This window comes from Kitasatospora sp. NBC_00070 (assembly GCF_045041205.1).
Taxonomy (GTDB): domain Bacteria; phylum Actinomycetota; class Actinomycetes; order Streptomycetales; family Streptomycetaceae; genus Kitasatospora.
On sequence record NZ_CP108247.1, the window covers coordinates 5,176,170 to 5,197,264 of the forward strand.

Here is a 21,095-nt window from a genome sequence, read left to right on the forward strand (position 1 = left end):
GCGGCAGCAGGATCGTGTTACATCGGATACCCCGGATGGGCAGTAGTCAGGTAGTCGGGCGGGGAACAATCAGGGGAGGGGGCAGCATTGCAGCCCAGAGTGAACACGACCATGGTCCCCGCACGCGATGCGGACAAGGCGGTACGGTGGGGGCGTGACATCTCGATCCGCAGTCCGAGGAGGGAGGCACCGATGATCCTGCTCCGTCGCCTACTGGGCGATGTACTGCGTCGGCAGCGCCAACGCCAGGGCCGCACACTTCGCGAGGTGTCGGCAGCCGCCAGGGTTTCGCTCGGTTACCTCTCCGAGGTCGAGCGGGGGCAGAAGGAGGCGTCCTCCGAGCTGCTCTCCGCCATCTGCGACGCGTTGGACGTCCGGATGTCCGAGGTGATGCGCGAGGTCAGCGACGAGCTGTCGCTCGCCGAACTTGCGGCGATGGCCACTCTCTCGGAGGGTGAGCTGCTGAGGCCGGTACTCGAACCGGTTCAGCTGCCGGCTCCCGGTGTCGACCGGATGAGCTCCATCTCGCCCAAGGCCGCCGCCGTGGACGTGGTGGCAGCCTGACCCCCGGCCTCCGATCTGGAGGCTGCGATGCAGAACGTACGGTCCGCGCGGGCCACTGCCGGTCGGTGGTGGCCCGCCGCGCTGTTCGGCGCCCTGTGCCTGGCCGCGCTGCTGGGCACCGGCCTCGGGGCCGGGCGGGCCGCGCTGGGCCTGCTGGCGGGCGGCTGGAGCCTCAGCCTGATCCCGATCCACAGCAGCCACCACGGGGCCACCCGGCCGGTCACCCGCGCAGCCGGAACCCCCGGGGCGTCGGATGGAAGCCCGCCTCCTCCAGCAGCGCCCCCAGCGGGGCCGTCAGCGCCGCTTCCCCGTTGACCCGCTCGACCGTGACGCTGCTGCCCAGCGCCCCGCCCCGGACCGCCGCCGCGAGCGCCGCCACCGCCACCGGCTGCTCGGACCAGGCCAGCAGCGACTTGCCGCCGCGCTCCACGTACAGCGCGGGCCCGCCGTCGACCAGCACCACCAGGGCGCCGGCCTTCCGGCCCGGCCGGTGCTGCTGGGCGGCCGGCGGCAGCTCGGGCCAGGGCAGCGCGGCCCCGTAGGCGTTCGCCGGGTCGGCCGCGGCCAGTACCAGGGTCTGGGCCGCCTCGGCGGCCGGTGCGGCCGCCCAGGCCCCCTCAGCGGCCCGCTCCAGCCGCCCGCTGACCGAGCGCAGCCGGTCGGCGGCCCCGTCCATCGCGAACTGCGCCCCGCCCAGACCCTCCACGAAGTAGCCCCGGCGGGCCCGGCCGCGCTCCTCGAACGCGCTCAGCACCCGGTAGACCCCGGCGAAGCCGCCCGGCACCCGTTCGGCCGCGACCGCGCCCCTGGTCAGCACGCCGTGCCGGTCCAGCAGGGCCTGCGCCTGGGCGGCGCCCCGGACGGTCGGCTCGGCGGCCGGCTCCGGCAGCAGCGACCAGCGCCCGACCACGGTCGGCGAGCCGGCCCGCACGGTGGGCCTGGCCATCCCGCCGTACCGGCCGCGCGGGGCGGCCCGGGGCGCCCGGTGTGCGGTGGCGCCGGCCGTCCGGCCGGAGCCGAGCAGGGCGCGCAGCGGGGCGAGTGTGTCGTTGGTCACGTACCCGGCCCAGACCAAGTCCCAGAGCGCCTCGGTCAACTCGCCCTCCGGGACCTCGGGCAGCCGCTCCGTCAGCTGACGGAAGAACAGGCCGTAGCCGCCCGCCAGTGCCGCCAGCAGCGCGGTGTGCACGGGGGTGACGGCCGGGGGAACCGGCTCGGGCCGCAGCAGGTGGGCGGTCTCGGGCAGGTGCAGGCCGATCCAGCCGTCCTTGCCGGGCAGCGCGCCCGCGCCGGACCAGCCGATCTCCCCGGCCGCCGTCAGCTCGTCCAGCAGGGCGGGCGTGTAGTCGAGCAGCCGGGCGGGCAGCACCAGCTTCTCCAGCGCGGAGGCGGGCAGCGCGGTCCCCTGGAGCTGCTCGACCACCCTGAGCAGGCCGTCCGCGCCGCGCAGCCGGTGGCCCCCCAGGTGCTGCCACTGCGGCAGGAAGGCGGCCAGGGCGCGCGGCGGCACCGCCTCGACCTCCTGCCGGAGCGCGGCCAGCGAGCGGCGGCGGAGCCGGCGCAGCACCTCGGCGTCGCACCACTCGACCTGGCCGCTGTGCCCCTCGCCGGGCCGGAACTCACCCTGCACCAGGCGCCCGGCGGCGGTCAGCCGGTGCAGGACGCCGGTGACCACGGCACCGCCCAGGCCGAACCGGGCGGCCGCCTCGGGTGCGGTGAACGGGCCGTGGGTGCGGGCGTACCGGGCCAGCAGGTCGCCGAGCGGGTCCTTGACCGGCTCGGTGAACGCCTCGGGGACGCCGACCGGCAGCGGGGTGCCGAGCGCGTCCCGGAGCCGCCCGGCGTCCTCGATCGAGGCCCAGCGCTGCTCGCCGCCGATCCGGACCTCGATCACCCGGCGGGCCGCCCGCAGCTCGGCCGCCCACTCCGGCGCGGCCCCACGGACCGTCAGCTCCTCGGTGCCGAGCGGCCCGAGCAGCCGCAGCGCGTCCGCCACCCCCTCGGCGTCCTTGATCCGCCGCTCCGGGGTCAGCCGTTGCAGCTCCGCCTCCAGCTCCGCCAGCACCGCCGGATCCAGCAGCTCGCGCAGCTCGGCCTGGCCGAGCAGCTCGGAGAGCAGCCGGGAGTCCAGCGCCAGGGCGGCGGCCCGGCGCTCGGCCAGCGGGGAGTCGCCCTCGTACAGGAACTGCGCCACGTAGCCGAACAGCAGCGAGCGGGCGAACGGCGAGGGCTCGGGGGTGGTGACCTCCACCAGCCGGACCGCGCGGGACTCCAGATCGCCCATCAGCTCGACCAGGCCGGGCACGTCGAAGACGTCCTGCAGGCACTCCCGGACGGCCTCCAGCACGATCGGGAACGAGCCGTACTCGCTCGCCACCTCCAGCAGCTGGGAGGCGCGCTGCCGCTGCTGCCAGAGCGGGGTGCGCTTGCCGGGGCTGCGGCGCGGCAGCAGCAGGGCCCGGCCCGCGCACTCGCGGAACCGGGCGGCGAACAGCGCGGAGCCGCCGACCTGGTCGGTCACCAGCTGCTCGATCTCGCCCTTGTCGAACAGCGCCGCGTCGGCGCCGACCGGGGCCTCCTCGGTGACCGGCCGGTCCGAGGGGAAGTCGAGGAGGTCGGCGTCGGGCAGTCGGAGCACGATGCCGTCGTCGGCGTGCATCACCTGCGGGTCCAGGCCGTGCTTCTCGCGTAGCCGGGCGCCCAGGGCCAGCGCCCAGGGGGCGTGCACCTGGGCGCCGAACGGGGAGTGGATGACGATCCGCCAGTCACCCAGCTCGTCCCGGAACCGCTCGACCACGATGGTGCGGTCGTCCGGCAGGTGGCCGGTGGCGGTGCGCTGCTCGGCCAGGTAGGTGAGCAGGTTGCTCGCCGCCCAGTCGTCCAGCCCGGCCGACCGGAGCCGGTCACCGGCCTGATCGGGCGTCAGGGCGCCCAGCTCGCGGACGAAGGCGCCGACCGCGCGGCCGAGCTCCAGCGGGCGGCCCAGGCTGTCGCCCTTCCAGAACGGCAGCCGCCCGGGGACGCCGGGGGCGGGGGTGACCAGCACCCGGTCGTGGGTGATCTCCTGGATCCGCCAGGAGGTGGTGCCCAGGGTGAACACGTCGCCGACCCGGGACTCGTAGACCATCTCCTCGTCCAGCTCGCCGACCCTCCCACCACCCTTCTTCGGGTCGGAGCCGACGATGAAGACGCCGAACAGGCCTCGGTCCGGGATGGTGCCGCCCGAGGTGACCGCGAGCCGCTGGGCGCCGGGGCGGCCGGTGACCGTACCGGCCACCCGGTCCCAGACCAGCCGGGGGCGCAACTCGGCGAAGGCGTCCGAGGGGTAACGGCCCGCCAGCATGTCCAGCACGCCGTCGAAGGCGGACTGCGGGAGGGTGGCGAACGGGGCGGCCCGGCGGACCAGGGTGAGCAGCTCGTCCACGTCCCAGGTGTCCAGCGCGGTGATCGCGACCAGCTGCTGGGCCAGCACGTCCAGCGGGTTGCGCGGCACCCGGAGCGCCTCGATGCCGCCCGAGCGCATCCGCTCGGTGACCACGGCGGCCTGCACCAGGTCGGCCCGGTACTTGGGGAAGACCACGCCGGTGGAGACCGCGCCGACCTGGTGGCCGGCCCGGCCGACCCGCTGCAGGCCGGAGGCGACCGAGGGCGGCGACTCGACCTGGATCACCAGGTCCACCGCGCCCATGTCGATGCCCAGCTCCAGGCTGGAGGTGGCCACCACGGCGGGCAGCCGACCCGCCTTCAACTCCTCCTCCACCAGGGCGCGCTGCTCCTTGGAGACCGAGCCGTGGTGCGCCCTGGCGATCACGGCGGGCGCACCGCCGGCCGCACCGGAGCCGCCCATCAGCTGGGCGGGGGAGTGCGCCGCGGGCAGCGCGGCGCCGGTGGCGCGCTCGTGCGCGATCTCGTTCAGCCGGTTGCAGAGCCGCTCGGCCAGCCGGCGGGAGTTGGCGAACACGATGGTCGAGCGGTGCGCCTGCACCAGGTCGACGATCCGCTCCTCGACGTGCGGCCAGATCGACGCCTGCCGGGCCGGGTCGTCGGTGTCGTTCGGCAGCTCGTCCAGGTCGGCGACCGGGACCACCACCGAGAGGTCGAACCGCTTGTCGGCGGGCGGCTGGACCACCACCGCGCCGCGCTGCGGGCTCAGGTAGCGGGCCACCTCGTCCACCGGGCGGACGGTGGCGGACAGGCCGATCCGGCGGGCCGGGCGGTCCAGCAGCTCGTCCAGCCGCTCCAGGCTGAGCGCCAGGTGGGCGCCGCGCTTCGTCCCGGCGACCGCGTGCACCTCGTCCAGGATCACCGTGTCGACGCCGCGCAGCGCGTCCCGGGCGGCGGAGGTGAGCAGCAGGAAGAGCGACTCGGGGGTGGTGATCAGGATGTCCGGCGGATGGGTGGCGAACCGGCGGCGGTCGGCGGCCGGGGTGTCGCCCGAGCGGATGCCGACCTGGACGTCCGGCTCCGGCAGGCCGAGCCGGACGGCCGCCTGGCGCAGCCCGGCCAGCGGGGCCCGCAGGTTGCGCTCGACGTCGACCGCCAGCGCCTTGATCGGCGAGATGTAGAGCACCCGGCAGCGGCGCTTCGGGTCGGCCGGCGGCGGGGTGTGGCTGAGCCGGTCGAGCGCGGAGAGGAAGGCGGCCAGCGTCTTGCCGGAGCCGGTGGGGGCCACCACCAGGACGTCCGTCCCCCGGTCGATCGCCGCCCAGGCCCGGGCCTGGGCGGCCGTCGGCGTGCTGAACGCCCCGGTGAACCATGCCCTGGTCGCCGGAGCGAATCCGTCCAGCGAATCCGCCAGGTCACCAGCTGCCGTCAGCTCACGTTCCGCCATCCCCCCATGGTGCCCGTCTGCACCGACAGTCCGGGCCTGCCGCCTCCGCTGCCCGTCTGCCCTAGCCAGATCAGGCAGGCCCGAAAATCCGCTCATATGGTGATGTATCGGACCCGTGATCATGGCGGGCGCACCGACGAGTGGAGGTCGCGCGATGGAACGGCTGGGTCTCGCCGTGCGGATGGGACCGGGCGACGCGACGCGGCCGGGACGACCGGGAGTGCGCAAGGTCCGGGTCCGGGTCCTGCTCGGGGTCCTGATGGTGGCGCTGCTGATCGGTGGCGCGGTGCCGTACGTGGCCGGCCCCGGGCGCTCGTACCTGAGCTACCTGGTGCTGGCGGAGCGTCCGGACGCCGAGGGCTCCGCCACCGCCGCCCGGCAGGTCAGGGCGGCCGGTGGCCGGGTGGTCCAGGAGTACCCGCAGATCGGTGTGGTGCTGGCCTACGCCACCGGTGACTTCGCCGGCCGGCTGCGCGGCCACCCCGGGATAGCGGCCGTCGGCGCCAGCCGGACCACCGGCGTACCGGGCCCGCCCGGGGCGCTGGCCGGCGCGGGCGACTTCCGGGACACCCGGGGTGACGCCCTGGAGAGCGGCGACGACGCCGAGTCGCTCACCCCCGACCCGGCCGAGTCCGCCGACTGGAACCTGGCGATGATCGGCGCCACCGGCCGGTCCACCCGGCCGACCGGGCCGCTGCCCGCCGCGCTGCTGCGGACGACCGGTGCGGCCCCGTCCGAGGAGGCGCTCCGGCAGGTGCTGGTCGCGGTCCTGGACTCCGGGGTGGACGACACCCACCCCGACCTCCGTTCGGCGGTCGACCCCCGCGCCTCGGTCTCCTGTGCCGACGGCCGCCCGGACGCCCGGTACGGCGCCTGGCGCCCCGACCGGGGCGTGACCGAGAGCGGCCACGGCACCCACGTCGCCGGGATCGTCGGCGCGGCCAGGGACGGCCGGGGCGTCACCGGCGTCGCGCCGGGCGTCCGGATCGCCGCCGTCCGGCTGCTCGGCCCGCTCGGGCAGTACTACACCGAGAACATCGTCTGCGGGATGCTCTGGGCCGCCGACCACGGGGCCAAGGCGATCAACGACAGCTACTTCGCCGATCCCTGGAAGTACAACTGCCCCGACGATCCGGACCAGGCCGCGCTGGCCCAGGCCGTCGGCCGCGCCGTCGGCTACGCGCAGCGGCAGGGCGCGGTGGTGGTCGCCTCGGCCGGCAACGACGGCCAGGACCTCGGCGCGGTCCGCCGCGACCAGCGCAGCCCCAACGACCGGCTGACCGGGCCCGCCCAGAACCGGCTGCTCGGCACCGAGTGCATCCGGCTGCCCGGCGAGCTGCCCGGCGTCCTGACGGTCAGTGCCCTCGACCGCTACGGCCTGCCCACCGCCTACAGCAACTACGGGCGGGGCCGGATCTCGATCGCCGCACCCGGCGGCGAACCCGAGGGCGGGCCGGCCGGCGCGGTGGTCTCCGACTGGCCCGGCGGCCAGTACGCCGCCCTGGCCGGCACCTCGATGGCGGCCGCCCACGTGACCGGCGCGGTCGCGGTGGCGGCGGCCGGCCACCCCGACTGGCGGCCCGACCGGCTGGTCGCGCTGCTCGCCGACGCAGCGGGGACCAACTGCCCGTACGGGGCGGGGGCCTGCGTCGAGCGCCAGTTCTTCGGCTCGGGCGTCCTGGCCCTGCCCACTACCGGCTAGCCGGGACCGTGTGCTGCGCTCTCCGCAGGCGCTCAGCTTTTTGGCAGGGCGCTCGGTTGCACTGTCCAGGGGCTCGGGGCTCTGCTGTTGTGCGGCTCCGCCGCGTGGGCGAGGAGATCTGGCGTTCGGGTCACTGCGAAAGTGCCTGACCACCTACGCGACGATCACCTTGCAAGGGTCGGCGTCGCCCACGCGGCGGAGCCGCACATCAGCAGGGCCCCGAGCCCCTGGTGGTACCTGGTCGAGCGCTTGCCCATGGAGCGGTTCGGGATACTTGAGGGCATGAGGCTGACCGAGTTCTGGCGACGGATGTACGAGCACTTCGGCGAGGCGTATGCGGAGTCGTTCGCCGCCGACCACCTGATGTCCGAGCTGGGCGGGCGGACGGTTCGTCAGGCGTTGGAGGCCGGTTGGGAGGCGAAGGAGGTCTGGCGGGTGGTCTGCCAGACCCAGGGGGTGTCGTCGATTCTGCGCTGAGCTTCGGGTAAGACTGAGTGGGTGGCCAGTAGCGCTGAACCTCAGAATCCCGAACGTCCGTCCGATCCGCCCACGACCGAGACCGCGAGAATGGCCGCCAGAGGCGACTCCCTCTGGGGGCAGGGGATGCCGAAGTGGCTGCCCCGGGCGATGGTGCTGGCGCTGCTGCTGGTCGGTGCGTTCCAGCTGGTGGACTGGGCGTTCCGGCAGCTGATCGACCTGCTGGTGATGCTGCTGGTGGCGTTCTTCCTGTCGCTGGCGATGGAGCCGGCCGTGGACCGGATGGCCGCCCGGGGGGTGCGCCGGGGGCTCGGGACGTTCCTGGTGTTCATCGGTCTCGCGGTCGCCATCGCCGGGTTCCTCACCGCGCTCGGCACCCTGCTGGTGGACCAGGTGGCGAAGATCGCGGGTGACCTGCCGCACCTGGTGGACAACCTGATCACCTGGATCAACACGACGTTCCATCAGAACCTCTCGCTGGACCAACTCCAGGAGAAGCTGCTCAAGGACTCCGGCAACATCGAGAAGTACGCCCAACAGGCGGCCGACAACGTCTGGGGCGTCTCCAGCACCCTGATCGGCGGGCTGTTCCAGGCGTTCACGGTCGGCCTGTTCACCTTCTACTTCACCGCCGACGGGCCCCGGGTGCGGCGCACGGTCTGCTCGCTGCTGCCGCCGGCCAAGCAGGCCGAGGTGCTCCGGGCGTGGGAGATCGCGCTGGCCAAGACGGGTGGCTACCTGTACTCCCGGGCGTTGCTGGCGATCGCCTCGACCCTCGCGCACTGGATCATGTTCAGCGTGCTCGGCCTGCCGTACGCGGCCGCGCTGGCGGTCTGGGTCGGCGTCATGTCGCAGTTCGTGCCGACCATCGGGACGTACCTGGCGGGGGCGCTGCCGGTCCTGGTGGCGCTGACCGTGGAGCCGACCGATGCGCTCTGGGTGCTGGTGTTCGTGACCGTCTACCAGCAGATCGAGAACTACCTGCTGCACCCGAGGATCACCGCGAAGACGGTGGACGTGCACCCGGCGGTGGCCTTCGGCTCGGTGATCGCGGGGGCGGCGCTGCTCGGCGCGGTGGGTGCGCTGATCGCGATCCCGGCGGCGGCCACCCTGCAGGGCTTCGTCGGGACGTACGTCCGCCGGTACGAGGTGGCCACCGACCCCCGGATCGACCGGGGCGCGGACCGCAAGGGGCGCCGGGAGCGCCGTCGGCAGGCGGCCCGCAGGCTGCGGCGGATGGTGCGCGGCTCGGACCGGCACGACCAGGACGACAGCTGAGCGGCCCGGCCGGGCGCGAACTGACGGGCGGTCACCCCTGACGGGGTGACCGCCCGTGTCGTCACTGCGGGCAGGCGTCGGGCATCTCGTTCAGGCTCTCGATGTGAGTCCGGGCCCGGACCACCGGCTCCGGCGGTGGGTCGGTTGACCTGAATCGAACTGGTGTTCCCTATACTGGCTCGCGGCGAGTTTTCCACAGGCGCGACCCATTCGGGGTGGATTGTCAGTGGGACGCGCTAGCGTCGAGCACGATGAAGCGCACAGGACAGAACCCGAGGGTGGAACCCATGGCAGGTACGGACCGCGAGAAGGCCCTTGAGACCGCACTCGCCCAAATCGAGCGGCAGTTCGGCAAGGGCTCGGTGATGCGCCTCGGTGAGAAGGCCAACGAGCCGATCGAGGTGATCCCGACCGGCTCCACCGCGCTGGACGTCGCACTCGGCGTCGGCGGGCTGCCGCGTGGCCGCGTGATCGAGATCTACGGCCCGGAGTCCTCCGGCAAGACCACGCTGACCCTGCACGCGGCGGCCAGCGCCCAGAAGCTCGGCGGCACGGTGGCGTTCGTGGACGCCGAGCACGCCCTCGACCCGGAGTACGCCAAGAAGCTCGGTGTGGACACCGACGCCCTGCTGGTCAGCCAGCCGGACACGGGTGAGCAGGCCCTCGAGATCACCGACATGCTGATCCGCTCCGGTGCGGTCGACCTGATCATCATCGACTCGGTCGCGGCGCTCGTGCCGCGCGCCGAGATCGAGGGCGAGATGGGCGACTCGCACGTCGGTCTGCAGGCCCGGCTGATGAGCCAGGCCCTGCGCAAGATCGCCGGTGCGCTCAACCAGTCGAACACCACCGCGATCTTCATCAACCAGCTCCGCGAGAAGATCGGCGTGATGTTCGGCTCGCCCGAGACCACCACCGGTGGCCGTGCGCTGAAGTTCTACGCCTCCGTCCGGCTGGACATCCGCCGGATCGAGACCCTGAAGGACGGCACCGAGGCGGTCGGCAACCGCACCCGCGTCAAGGTGGTCAAGAACAAGGTCGCCGCCCCGTTCAAGCAGGCCGAGTTCGACATCCTCTACGGCCACGGCATCAGCTGGGAGGGCGGCCTGATCGACATGGGTGTCGAGCACGGCTTCGTCCGCAAGGCCGGCGCCTGGTACACCTACGAGGGCGACCAGCTCGGTCAGGGCAAGGAGAACGCGCGGAACTTCCTGCGCGACAACCCGCAGCTGGCGGAGGAGATCGAGCTGAAGATCAAGCAGAAGCTCGGCATCGGTCCGAAGGTCGTGGAGCCGGCCGCTCCGGCCGACGCGCCCGCCGACGCGGCCACCGAGGAGGAGGCCAAGCCGGCCGCCAAGACCGCGGCCGCGAAGAAGACGGCGGCGGCGAAGAGCTGAGCCGACGTTGACGCACCACAGCGACGCCGAGGTGCCGGGTTCGGACGAACCCGGCACCGAGGTGTTTCCGGGTCTGCTGCGCGCCTCCGAGCTGACCGGCGGCCGTCGCCGCCGCCGGTCGGAGCTGGCGCCCCCGCCGACGGAACAACTCCCCGAGCCGCCGGTGCGCGAGCGCAGGCCGAAGCGGGAGCAGCGCCGGGCCGCGGCCCCCACCGACCCGGCGGCCCAGGCCCGGGACATCTGCCTTCGGCTGCTCACCGGCACGGCCAAGACCCGGAAGCAACTGGCCGACGCCCTGCGCAAGAAGGAGATCCCCGAGGAGGTCGCGGCCGAGGTGCTGGACCGCTACGAGGAGGTCGGGCTGATCGACGACGGGGCGTTCGCGGCGGCCTGGGTCGAGTCCCGGCACGCCGTCCGCGGGCTCGGGCGCCGGGCACTGGCCCAGGAGCTGCGGCAGCGCGGGGTGGCGGGGGAGCTGGTCGAGCGCGCACTGGAGCAGGTCGGTGGCGAGGACGAGGAGGAGGCCGCCCGCGAGCTGGTCCGCCGCAAGCTGCGGACGATGCGGGCACTCGACCCGCAGGTCAGGACACGGCGGCTGGTCGGCATGCTGGCCCGGCGGGGTTACTCCGAGGGCCTGGCGTTCCGAGCGGTGAAGGACGTGCTGGCGGAGGAGGACTGATGGACTTTCAGTGCCCGGACGTGATGGATCACCGACACATCTTGACCGTTTCGTGACCCACGCTTAGCCTCACAGAAATATGTGCTGAGCAGGACGGAGCGGTGCCCGATGTGGATCGCGATGGGGTGCGTCGGGGCGTTGCTGCTGGCCTGGGCGGTGTTCCGCCGGGTGCGGGCCACCGAGCGACGGGCCGTCGGCGCGGTGGCGTTCGTCGAGGCCGAGGTCGGCCGGCGGCGGGCGGAGCTGGAGCGACGGGAGGCGGCCGTCGCCGAGCTGGAGTCCGAGCGGCGCCGGGAGCTGGAGCGGCTGGCCGGTCTGACGGCCGGTCAGGCCCGGGCCGAGGTGCTGCTGGCGGCCGAGCTGGAGGCCCGCCGGGCGGCCGCGGTCACCGTCCGGGAGATCGAGCGGCGGGCCCAGGAGGACGGCGAGGCCCGGGCCCGGGAGATCGTCGCGGGGGCCGTGCAGCGGCTGGCGGGTGAGCAGACGGCGGAGACCGTGGTCTCGGTCTTCCGGCTGCCCGGCGAGGAGTTGAAGGGCCGGATCATCGGCAAGGAGGGGCGGAACATCCGCGCCTTCGAGGCCGTCACCGGCGTCAACCTGGTGGTGGACGAGACCCCGGGCGTGGTCCAGCTGTCCTGCTTCGACCCGGTCCGCCGGGAGGCCGCCCGGCTCACCCTGGAGGTGCTGGTCTCGGACGGCCGGATCCAGCCGGCCCGGATCGAGACGGTGCACGCCCGCAGCCTGCGGGAGATCGAGCGGCTCTGCACCCGGGCGGGCGAGGACGCGCTGCTGGCGGCCGGGGTGGGCGAGCTGGAGCCGGAGCTGACCCGGATGCTGGGGCGGCTGCGGTACCGGACCTCGTACGGGCAGAACGTGCTCGGGCACCTGGTGGAGAGCGCCAACCTGGGCGGGCTGATGGCGGCCGAGCTGGGCGCGGACGTGGCGCTGGTGCGGCGGGCCGCCCTGCTGCACGACGTGGGCAAGGCGCTGAGCCACGAGGTGCCGGGCAGTCATGCGGCGGTCGGCGCCGAGTTCGCCCGGCGCTGGGGCGAGTCGGCCGAGGTGGTGCACGCGATCGGGGCGCACCACGGCGAGGTCGAGCCGGAGACCGTCGAGGCGGTGCTGGTCCAGGCCGCCGACGCCTGCTCGGGCGGGCGCCCCGGTGCCAGGAAGGAGTCGGTGGAGGCCCATGTCCGGCGGCTGGAGCGGCTGGAGGAGATCGCCCGGGAGTTCGACGGCGTCGCCAAGGTGTACGCGATGCAGGCCGGCCGCGAGGTCCGGGTGATGGTCCAGCCGGAGCTGGTGGACGACCTCGGCGCCCAGGTGATCGCCCGCGAGGTGGCCAAGCGGGTCGCCGAGGAGCTCACCTTCCCGGGCCGGATACGGATCACCGTGGTCCGGGAGAGTCGCGCGGTGGAGTTCGCCCGGTAGACCCTGTCGGACCGTCGTCGGTGACGGCCCGTCAGGGGCTGGTGATCGGGGCCGGGCCGCCGCGGGCGTGCTGGGCCAGGGCCTGCAGGGCCTCGGGCTCGGCGCCGTGGGTGGAGCCGACCAGGTGGCCGTCGGGGCGGATCAGCAGGACGGTGTGCGGGTCGGCCGCCGGGTACCGCTCGGTGACCAGCACCTCGGTGGGGATCGGCAGGGCGGCGGCCAGCGTGGTCAGCCGGGGCATCAGGCCGGCCGACAGCCAGTGCTGGGAGGACCAGACCGTGGTGCCGGGGGCGACCAGCAGCAGCAGGAAGCCGGCCCCGAGCCGGGCGTGCAGCCGGTCGGTGCTGCCGTCGGTGGTGGTCACCGGCAGGTCGGGGGCGAGCACCCCGGGGGCGGTCGGCGGGAGCTGCTCGGTCAGCGAGGTGCCCCGGCCGCCGCGCTGCGGCGGGACCCGGCCGGGGATGCCGGACGGCGCCTCGGGGTAGGCGGGCGCACCGCCGAACCGGCCGGTGCCGAGCTGACCGTCCGCCAGCAGCGGGGCGTGCTTGCGGAACGAGCCGGTGAGCAGCGAGCGCCGGGTCTGCTGCCAGCCGCGCAGCGGCCGGAGCAGCGGCATCGCCTGGTCGACGGCGCGCAGCCGGGCGCCGACCGCACCGCGCCGTTCGGTCTCGTAGCCGTCCAGCAGGGTGGAGCCGGAGTGCAGGTGCCAGGCCAGCGCGAGCCGCCAGGACAGGTTGTCGGCGTCCCGCAGGCCGTCGGCGAGGTTCTGCATGCCGAGCGCGCCGTGCAGGTGGGCGGCGTCGCCGGCCAGGAAGCAGCGGCCGACCCGGAACCGGGCGGCCAGCCGCTGCTGGGCGGTGTGGTCGGCGGCGGCCAGCAGTTCGTACGGGGGGAGTTCGCCGCACCAGCCGGTGAGGGTGGCCTTCACCCGGGCCAGCAGGGTGTCGCCGGTGACGATGCCGGGCCAGGTGGCGTGCGGGTCGACCGGGGCGGTGGGGGCCGGGCGGCCGGGCGGCAGTCGCCAGTCCAGCCGCCAGAGCCCGTCCGGGAGCGGCCGGGCGGACGCCTCGCGGTCGCCCCGCCACGGGGGTTCGCGGTGCAGCCGGGCCTCGCCCGCGAACGGCAGGTCCACCCGGAGGGTGGCCACCGCGTGCCGGTCGACGGCGGGGCGGCCGGGGAAGCGCACCTTGAGCAGTTTGCGGACCGTCGACCGGGCGCCGTCGCAGCCGACCAGATGACTCCCGCGCCACCAGGTGACGGCGTTGGTCTGTGAGTTGACGGTCCGTGCGCTGACGCCGTCCTTGTCCTGCTCCAGCTCGACCACCCGGGTGAGCGGGCTGAGCTGGATCAGCGGGGTGGCGGTGACCGCGTCCCGCAGGCCGCGGTGCAGCCGGTGCTGGGGCAGATGGGTGATCCCGTCCAGCGGCATCCGGAGCACCTCGGAGCGGCGGCGCCAGATCGTGAAGGCGTCCCAGGCCGCCGCGTCGGAGGCGGCCCGCTGGTAGCCGAGCCTGGTCAGGAAGGCGGTGCCGTCCCGGGTGAGCACGACGCTGCGGGGGCCCTCGGAACAGACCCCCGCGCCTTCGTCCAGGACGATGCTCGGCACGTCCTGCCTGGCCAGGGCCAGGGCCAGGGCCAGGCCGACCGGCCCCGCCCCGACGATGATCACCGGGTCCACGGCGGGACCTCGCGCATGCTCGGAGGAGCCGAAAGGGCGGCGGAGCCCGACCGCATATCCGGCCCGGGCATGCGGCCCGGATATGCAGTCAGGCTCTCAGAGGTCCCGGGTGGTGTCACGAAGAGCAATGCAACAGATCACCTGGGTGTCCGTCAAGCAGCGGCAGGTGTGCGCCGGTTCGCGCCGCGGCGGCTCCGACCCTCGATCCACTTGGCGAGCGCCGTGAGCAGGAGGCAGAGCGTGATGTACATCGCGCCGATGATGATGGTGACCGGGATGTACGGGTAGCCGTCCGGGGTGGCCGTGTTGCTGGCGATCAGCTTCCCGACGTAGAGCAGTTCGGGGTAGGTGATGATCAGGCCGAGCGAGGTGTCCTTGAGGGTGACCACCAGCTGGCCGATGATGGCCGGCAGCATCGAGCGGACCGCCTGCGGGACCAGGATCGTCAGCATCACCTGGGTCTTGCGCAGGCCGAGCGCGTACGCGGCCTCGCCCTGGCCGCGCGGCACGGCGTTGATGCCGGAGCGGATGATCTCGGCCTGGACCGAGCCGTTGTACAGGGTCAGCCCGATCACCAGGCCCCAGAACGGGGAGGTGGTGAAGAGCGACTGGTACAGCGCGAAGATCATGATCAGCAGCGGCATGGCCCGGAAGAACTCGACCACCGCGCCGCACACCGCGCGGACCGGCTTGTGGTCGGAGAGCCGGCCCGCCGCGAACAGCGCGCCGAAGACCAGCGAGAGCACGGCCGCGGTGGCGAACGCCTTCAGGGTGGCGACCAGGCCGTCGGCCAGCTTCTGCTGGACCGCCTTGTACTGGAACGGGTCCCACATCGCGGCGGTGAACTGGTTGGCCTCGTCCAGGCTCCGGTAGACGTACCAGAGCAGTCCGAGCAGACCGATTCCGGCCAGCACGCCGAGCACCAGGTTGCGGGCCCGGGCCCGGGGGCCGGGGACGTCGTAGAGGACGCTGCTGCCGCTCATCGGGCCACCGCCAGTCGGGTTTCGAGGAAGCGGAAGGTCAGGGCGACGCAGGTGCTCACCAGGAGGTAGGCGAGCGCCACCCAGAAGAAGATCAGGTAGATGCCGTACCCGAGGTCGGTCAGGGTCTGCTGGAAGTGGTACAGCTCCGAGACGCTGAACGCACCGGCGACCGCCGAGTTCCGGGGGAGCGCGATGAACACGCTGCTCATCGGGCCCAGCACGGTCCGCCCCGCCTGCGGCAGCACCACCTGGGTCAGGGTCTGACCGAAGGTCATCCCCAGACTCCGGGCCGCCTCGGCCTGGCCGACCGGAACGGTGTTGATGCCCGCGCGCAGCACCTCGCAGACGAACGAGGAGGTGTACACGGACAGGGCTATCGCCGCGAACGTGAAGTTGTCGAAGTGCACGTTCAGGCGCGGGAGTCCGAAGACCACCGCGAAGAACAGCACGGTCAGCGGGGTGTTCCGGAAGGTGTTCACCCACACGGTGCCGAAGAGCCGCAGCACCGGGATCGGGGAGACCCGGAAGGCCGCCAGCAGGGTGCCCAGCAGCAGGGCGAACAGCGCACTCAGCGCGCTGAGTTCGACCGTCTGCAGGAAGCCGTCCCGGAACAGCGCCAAGTTTCCATGCTCGAACAGTGTGCCCATACCGGCGGCCCTCCTCTCGTTGCTTGGTTACTGGACGGGTCAGTTGGTCAGGGCCGGGATCTCCGGAGCCGCAGCGCCCGAGAGACCGAGGGTGGCGTCGTACGCCTTCTTCCAGTCACCGTTGTCCTCGTGCGCCTTCAGCGCGGCGGCGACGGCGGTCTGGAAGGCCGCGTCGTCCTTGGCGAGGCCGATGCCGTAGGGCTCCTTGGAGAAGGTCTTGCCGACCACCTTGAGCTTGCCGGCGTTCTTCGCGGCGAAGCCCTTGAGGATCGCGTCGTCGGTGGTGACCGCGTCGATCTCGCCGGTGAGCAGCTTGTCCACGCACTGGGCGTAGGTGTCGTACTGGGTGACCGGCATGACCGGCGCGTACTCCTCGATCTTCTTCACCGAGGTGGAACCGGTCGCGGAGCAGACCTTCTTGCCCTTGACCGACTCGGGGCCGGTGTACTCGGCCTTGTCCTTGAGCACCAGCAGGTCCTGGCCGGCCACGTAGTACGGGCCGGCGAAGGAGACCTTCTGCTTGCGGGCGTCGTTGATGGTGTAGGTGCCGACGTAGTAGTCGATCTGACCGCCCATCAGCGCGGTCTCGCGGTTCGCCGAGACGATCGTCTTGAACTCGATCTTGTCCGGGCCGAAGCCGAGGTCGGCCGCGATCATCTTGGCGATCTCGATGTCGAAGCCCTCGCGGGTGCTGGTGGTGACGTTCTCGAAGCCCAGGAACGGCTGGTCGGCCTTGGCGCCGACGATCAGCTTGCCGCGCTTCTTGGCCTCGTCGAAGGTCTTCGAGCCCGTCACCTTGGCGTCGGTCTTCACCGTGTAGGTCGGCAGCTTGGCGGTGGAGTCGGAAGCGGCCGGTGCGGCCTCCTTGCCACAGGCCGCGACGGCGGTCAGGGCGAGCACGGACATGGCGGCAGCGATGGTACGACGAGTCCTCATGGAGGGAGCTCTCCTCTGGAGTGGCCACGGAGTGTCCGGGCGCGGGGAGTTCAGGACATGACAGAAGGCTGACGCTAGGTCAGCGGGGGCCTCAGTGGTGCAGGATCTTCGAAAGGAAGTCCTTGGCACGGTCGCTGCGGGGCGCGGTGAAGAACGCCTCGGGGGTGTTCTCCTCGACGATCCGGCCGTCGGCCATGAAGAGCACGCGGTTGGCGGCGGAGCGGGCGAAGCCCATCTCGTGGGTGACCACGACCATGGTCATCCCCTCGGCGGCCAGGCTGCGCATGACCTCCAGCACCTCGTTGATCATCTCCGGGTCGAGCGCCGAGGTGGGCTCGTCGAAGAGCATCACCTTCGGGTTCATCGCCAGCGCGCGGGCGATCGCCACCCGCTGCTGCTGGCCGCCGGAGAGCTGGGCCGGGTACTTGGCCGCGTGCGCGGCCAGTCCGACCCGCTCCAGCAGGGTGTGCGCGGTCTTCTCGGCCTCGGCGCGGGCGACCTTGCGCACCTTCACCTGGCCGAGCACCACGTTCTCCAGCACGGTCTTGTGCGCGAAGAGGTTGAAGCTCTGGAACACCATGCCGACCTCGGCCCGCAGCTTCGCCAGCTGCTTGCCCTCGGCGGGCAGCGGGCGGCCGTCGATCGTGATCGCGCCCGAGTCGATGGTCTCCAGCCGGTTGATGGTCCGGCACAGCGTCGACTTGCCGGAGCCGGACGGGCCGATCAGGACCACGACCTCGCCCTCGTGGATCTCCAGGTCGATGTCCTGGAGCACGTGCAGGGCACCGAAATGCTTGTTCACACCGCTCAGCACCACCAGCGGGGCGGCGGTGGAGTCACTGACGGTGGTTTCGGTCATCGCGCCTGGCTCCCTCGTGGGCGAACCCCGGAGGTTGGTCCTCGCAGGGGGCGGTGCTGGTGCCGGGGGCTGTTCGCCGGCGGAGCTCGCAGCCCCCGGTTGGGCCGACCTTAGGGCGCTGACCATGCCACGTCAGCCGATCTGAGCGTTACTTGAGCATCACGATCCGGCCACGCTCCGTGGCCGACCGGTCCGGCCGTGACAGACGGAGCGGACTGGACAATACTCCGCAGGGATCGGACACCGAACGGAGGACCAGGATGCGACTGCTGCTCGTCGAGGACGACGAACGGGTGGCCGCCGCGCTGGTCGCGGTACTCGGCCGGCACGGCTTCCAGGTCAGGCACGCCCGCAGCGGGCACGAGGCGCTGGACGCACTGGTGCCGGACGGCAGCGACCCGTACCGGGTGGTGCTGCTCGACCTCGGCCTGCCCGACCGGGACGGCTTCGAGGTGTGCAGCCGGATCCGCGCGCACAGCGGCGTCCCGGTGATCATGGTGACCGCGCGGGCCGACATCAGGAGCCGCATCCACGGCCTCAACCTCGGTGCCGACGACTACGTCACCAAGCCCTACGACATGGGCGAGCTGCTGGCCCGGATCCACGCGGTGGCCCGTCGCGGCCTGGCCACCGAGCCGGCCGAGCCGGTCAGCCAGGGCGGGCCGCTGGAGGCCCGCGGCATCGTGATCGACCGCGAACGCCGCCGGGTCAGCGTGCAGGGGCGCGACGTCCCGCTCACCCGTAAGGAGTTCGACCTGCTGGCACTGCTCGCGCAGAGCCCCGGCGTGGTCTACCGGCGGGAGCAGATCTTCAGCGAGGTCTGGCGCTCCGGCTGGGAGGGCAACGGCCGGACTCTTGAGGTGCACATCGGTTCGCTGCGCACCAAGCTCGCGCTGCCCGGCCTGGTCGAGGCCGTCCGAGGGGTCGGTTACCGACTGATCCCCGAGCAGCCGGCCGGCTGATCCCCCGTGCGCACCCGTCTGCTCGGCATCCTGCTCTCCCTGATGACCGCCGTCCTGGCTGCCCTCGGAGTGCCGCTGGCGGCCGCGATGGCCGCCGCCGAGCAGAGCAAGGTGGTGGTCGACCGGATGGACGACGCCGCCCGGTTCGCCCAGAGCCTGCCCACCCAGGGCCGCCCGACCGCGGGCACCGCCGTCAAGGGCGACCCGAACCCGGTGGACGGCGACGGCGGCCGGCTGCACGCCCTGGTCGGCGAGGTGCAGCGCTACCACGAGCTGTACGGCATCCGGGTCGGCATCTTCCACCGGGACGGCAGCGCGGTCGCGGTCGCCCCCGCGGACTGGCAGGTGCCCTCCGACGGTTCCGCCGCCCAGGCGTTCCAGGAGGCGATGGACGGCCGCCGCAGCCAGAACCCGCCGCAGGCCTGGCCCTGGACCCCCGACCGCACCCTCACCGTGGCCGCCCCGGTGGTCCGGGACGGCGACGTGATCGCGGTGGTGATCACCGAGTCGCCGACGGGGCCGCTGCGGTCCCGGATCGTCTACCGGTGGCTCGGCATCGGCGCGGGCGAGTCGCTGGCCATGATCGCGGCCGTGCTGCTCTCGATGCGGCTGACCGGCTGGGTGCTGCGCCCGGTCCGCACCCTGGACCGGGCCACCCACGACATCGCCACCGGCCGGATGAACGCCCGGGTCGCCCCCAGCAGCGGACCGCCCGAACTCAGGCGGCTGGCCCGGTCGTTCAACGACATGGCGGACAACGTGCTGATCGCCCTGGACCAGCAGCGGGCCTTCGTCGCGGACGCCTCGCACCAGCTCCGCAACCCGCTGGCCGCCCTGCTGCTCCGGGTCGAGCTGCTCGGCCTCGAACTCCCCGAGGGCCACGACGCGGAGCTCGGCGCCGTCCGCGAGGAGGGGGTCCGGCTGGCCCGGGTGCTCGACGACCTGCTCGGCCTGGCCACCGCCGAGCACGCCCGCCCCGAGCCGGAACGGGTCGACCTGGCCGACCTGGCACTGGCCCGGATCGACGCCTGGCGGCCGGTCGCCGACCAGCGCGGCATCCGGCTCGACTGGGAGGGCCCGGCGATCGCGGTCGGGCTGGCCGATCCGATCGGGTTCGGCAGCGCGCTCGACGCGGTGCTCGACAACGCGCTCAAGTTCACCCCGAGCGGCGAGGTCGTCCGGCTCGGCGTCCAGCGCGGCAAGCGCGAGGTCACCCTGACCGTCTCCGACGCCGGCCCCGGCCTCACCGAGGAGGAACTGGCCCGGATCGGCGACCGCTTCTGGCGCAGCCCCCGCCACCAGAACGTCGACGGCTCCGGCCTCGGCCTCTCCATCGCCCGCACCCTCCTGCTGGCCGGCGGCGGCTCCCTCGAGTTCGCCCCGGTCACCCCGACGGGCCTCTCGGTCCACCTGACGGTCCCTCGGCCACGCTGACTTTTCGCAGAGCGCAGCCGTCTACGGCGTCAGGGGCTCGGGGCTCTGCTGTTGTGCGGCTCCGCCGCGTGGGCGCCGCCGGCCCTTGCAAGGTGATCGTCGCGTAGGTGGTCAGGCACTTTCGCGGTGACCCGAACGCTGGATCTCCTCGCCCACGCGGCGGAGCCGGACGTCAGCAGAGCCCCGAGCCCCTGACCGTAGATGCCCGGGCCCCTGTGAAGGGTCAGGGTTTGACGGAGAGGTAGTAGCGGCGGGCGCCCTCGTGCAGGGCCAGCGGGTCGGTGTAGACGGCGGTGCGGAGGTCCACCACCTGGGCGGCGTGGACCTCCGCGCCGATCGCGTCCCTGCTGTCGATGACCGCCTGGGTCATCCGCTCCACCAGGGCCGGGTCGACGTCGTCGCGGGTGATCAGCAGGTTGGGGACGGCCAGCGTGGCCACCGCCGTCGCGGTGGGCCGGGCCTTGGGGTAGGCGTCGGCCGGGATGGTGGCGGCGCGGTAGGCGTCGGCACCGCCGCCCTCGCCCCGGCCGACCGCCTCGGCCAGGTCACCGAGCGGGACGATCCGGATCGCGAACTGGTCCGAGAGGTCGGTCAGGGCGCTGGTGGGCAGCCCGCCGGACCAGAAGAAGGCGTCCAGCTGACCGTTCTTCAGCTGGTCGGCGGCGTCACCGACGCCGAGGTTCGCGGCGGCCACGTCCAGCTCCGGATCGAGGCCGGCCGAGGCCAGCAGGCGCTTCGTCACCAGCAGCACCCCTGACCGGCTCTGCCCGACCCCGACCCGCAGGCCCTTCAGGTCGGCGGCCCGCTGCACCTTGGAGTCGGCGGGCACCACCAGCTGCAGGTAGTCGTCGTACAGCCGGGCTATCCCGCGCAGCCGGTCCCGGCCGTCGCCCCGGTAGCTGGCCACCGCGTCGGCGGTGGCTATCGCGAACGAGTCCCGCCCGGAGGCGACCCGGTCCAGGTTGTCGATCGAACCCTGCGAGTTGTCCAGCCGCAGTTCGGCCCCGGGCATCGCGGTGTGCAGGTAGCTGCGGAGCAGCTGTCCGTACCGGTCGTACACGCCTCGTTGGACCCCGGTGGCGAAGCCGATCTCCCCGCGCGGGTAGTCCGCGCGGTCGGCGGCGGCCAGCCACCAGCCGCCCAACCCGCCGATGACCAGCAGCAACGCGGCGGCCGCGCGGCCGAAACGGCTGCGGGCCACTGCTTGCGGCAGGGCGACGGGTCTCCAGGTCATGGG

The 21,095-nt window shown here is 73.2% G+C and carries 16 protein-coding genes; 9 read left to right on the top strand and 7 right to left on the bottom strand.

Annotation, left to right across the window (positions count from 1 at the left end; all coding sequences use genetic code 11):
• The first annotated feature begins 192 nt into the window (after positions 1 to 192).
• Positions 193 to 564, top strand: coding sequence for a helix-turn-helix domain-containing protein (locus OHV05_RS23685; RefSeq protein WP_057229461.1), 372 nt, complete (start codon positions 193 to 195; stop codon positions 562 to 564).
• A 220-nt stretch (positions 565 to 784) separates the two neighbouring features.
• On the opposite strand, the gene OHV05_RS23690 is transcribed toward OHV05_RS23685, so the two are convergent.
• The gene (locus tag OHV05_RS23690) at positions 785 to 5,395 is read right to left on the bottom strand and encodes an ATP-dependent helicase (RefSeq protein WP_405019430.1); all 4,611 of its coding nucleotides are present in this window, start codon (positions 5,393 to 5,395) and stop codon (positions 785 to 787) included.
• 154 nt (positions 5,396 to 5,549) lie between these two features.
• Here OHV05_RS23690 and OHV05_RS23695 point away from each other — a divergent pair, with 154 nt between their 5' ends.
• The 6 genes from OHV05_RS23695 (at position 5,550) to rny (ending at position 12,359) form a co-directional block, all read left to right on the top strand.
• Positions 5,550 to 7,097, top strand: a complete 1,548-nt coding sequence (locus OHV05_RS23695) for a S8 family peptidase (RefSeq protein WP_405019431.1) — start codon at positions 5,550 to 5,552, stop codon at positions 7,095 to 7,097.
• A gap of 282 nt (positions 7,098 to 7,379) precedes the next feature.
• Entirely contained in the window at positions 7,380 to 7,574 is a 195-nt protein-coding gene (locus OHV05_RS23700) for a DUF3046 domain-containing protein (RefSeq protein WP_403046241.1), read from the top strand.
• Positions 7,575 to 7,664: 90 nt separating this feature from the next.
• Entirely contained in the window at positions 7,665 to 8,852 is a 1,188-nt protein-coding gene (locus tag OHV05_RS23705) for an AI-2E family transporter (RefSeq protein ID WP_403046238.1), read from the top strand.
• A gap of 287 nt (positions 8,853 to 9,139) precedes the next feature.
• Positions 9,140 to 10,249 (top strand): recombinase RecA, encoded by a 1,110-nt coding sequence (recA, locus tag OHV05_RS23710; protein WP_405019432.1) that lies wholly within the window; start codon positions 9,140 to 9,142, stop codon positions 10,247 to 10,249.
• 7 nt (positions 10,250 to 10,256) lie between these two features.
• A complete protein-coding gene (locus OHV05_RS23715; protein WP_405019433.1) occupies positions 10,257 to 10,928 on the top strand; it encodes a regulatory protein RecX in 672 nt (223 codons plus the stop codon).
• Between the two features lie 108 nt (positions 10,929 to 11,036).
• Positions 11,037 to 12,359 (top strand): ribonuclease Y, encoded by a 1,323-nt coding sequence (gene rny, locus OHV05_RS23720; protein ID WP_405019434.1) that lies wholly within the window; start codon positions 11,037 to 11,039, stop codon positions 12,357 to 12,359.
• Between the two features lie 31 nt (positions 12,360 to 12,390).
• Here rny and OHV05_RS23725 read toward each other — a convergent pair whose 3' ends face one another.
• The 5 genes from OHV05_RS23725 to OHV05_RS23745 all read right to left on the bottom strand — a co-directional run bounded on the left by OHV05_RS23725 (position 12,391) and on the right by OHV05_RS23745 (position 17,462).
• Positions 12,391 to 14,037, bottom strand: a complete 1,647-nt coding sequence (locus OHV05_RS23725) for an FAD-dependent monooxygenase (protein ID WP_405019435.1) — start codon at positions 14,035 to 14,037, stop codon at positions 12,391 to 12,393.
• A gap of 152 nt (positions 14,038 to 14,189) precedes the next feature.
• The gene (locus OHV05_RS23730; protein ID WP_403046214.1) at positions 14,190 to 15,020 is read right to left on the bottom strand and encodes an amino acid ABC transporter permease; all 831 of its coding nucleotides are present in this window, start codon (positions 15,018 to 15,020) and stop codon (positions 14,190 to 14,192) included.
• A complete protein-coding gene (locus tag OHV05_RS23735) occupies positions 15,017 to 15,667 on the bottom strand; it encodes an amino acid ABC transporter permease (protein ID WP_331730496.1) in 651 nt (216 codons plus the stop codon). Before OHV05_RS23735 ends, OHV05_RS23730 begins: the two co-directional genes overlap by 4 nt.
• Positions 15,668 to 15,706: 39 nt before the next feature.
• Positions 15,707 to 16,603, bottom strand: a complete 897-nt coding sequence (locus OHV05_RS23740) for a glutamate ABC transporter substrate-binding protein (protein ID WP_405019436.1) — start codon at positions 16,601 to 16,603, stop codon at positions 15,707 to 15,709.
• Positions 16,604 to 16,694: 91 nt separating this feature from the next.
• A complete protein-coding gene (locus OHV05_RS23745; RefSeq protein WP_405019437.1) occupies positions 16,695 to 17,462 on the bottom strand; it encodes an amino acid ABC transporter ATP-binding protein in 768 nt (255 codons plus the stop codon).
• 260 nt (positions 17,463 to 17,722) lie between these two features.
• On the opposite strand from OHV05_RS23745, the gene OHV05_RS23750 reads away from it, so the two are divergent.
• Together OHV05_RS23750 and OHV05_RS23755 are read left to right on the top strand one after the other, a co-directional pair.
• Complete coding sequence (locus OHV05_RS23750; RefSeq protein ID WP_403046205.1) at positions 17,723 to 18,424, top strand: response regulator transcription factor; 702 nt, start codon at positions 17,723 to 17,725, stop codon at positions 18,422 to 18,424.
• A 6-nt stretch (positions 18,425 to 18,430) separates the two neighbouring features.
• Positions 18,431 to 19,858 (top strand): sensor histidine kinase, encoded by a 1,428-nt coding sequence (locus OHV05_RS23755; protein ID WP_405019438.1) that lies wholly within the window; start codon positions 18,431 to 18,433, stop codon positions 19,856 to 19,858.
• Between the two features lie 223 nt (positions 19,859 to 20,081).
• Here the strand turns inward: OHV05_RS23755 and OHV05_RS23760 are convergent, their stop codons facing one another.
• Positions 20,082 to 21,092 carry a TAXI family TRAP transporter solute-binding subunit gene (locus tag OHV05_RS23760; RefSeq protein WP_405019439.1) on the bottom strand — a complete coding sequence of 337 codons (1,011 nt, stop codon included), beginning with the start codon at positions 21,090 to 21,092 and terminating at the stop codon, positions 20,082 to 20,084.
• Positions 21,093 to 21,095: the final 3 nt, after the last annotated feature.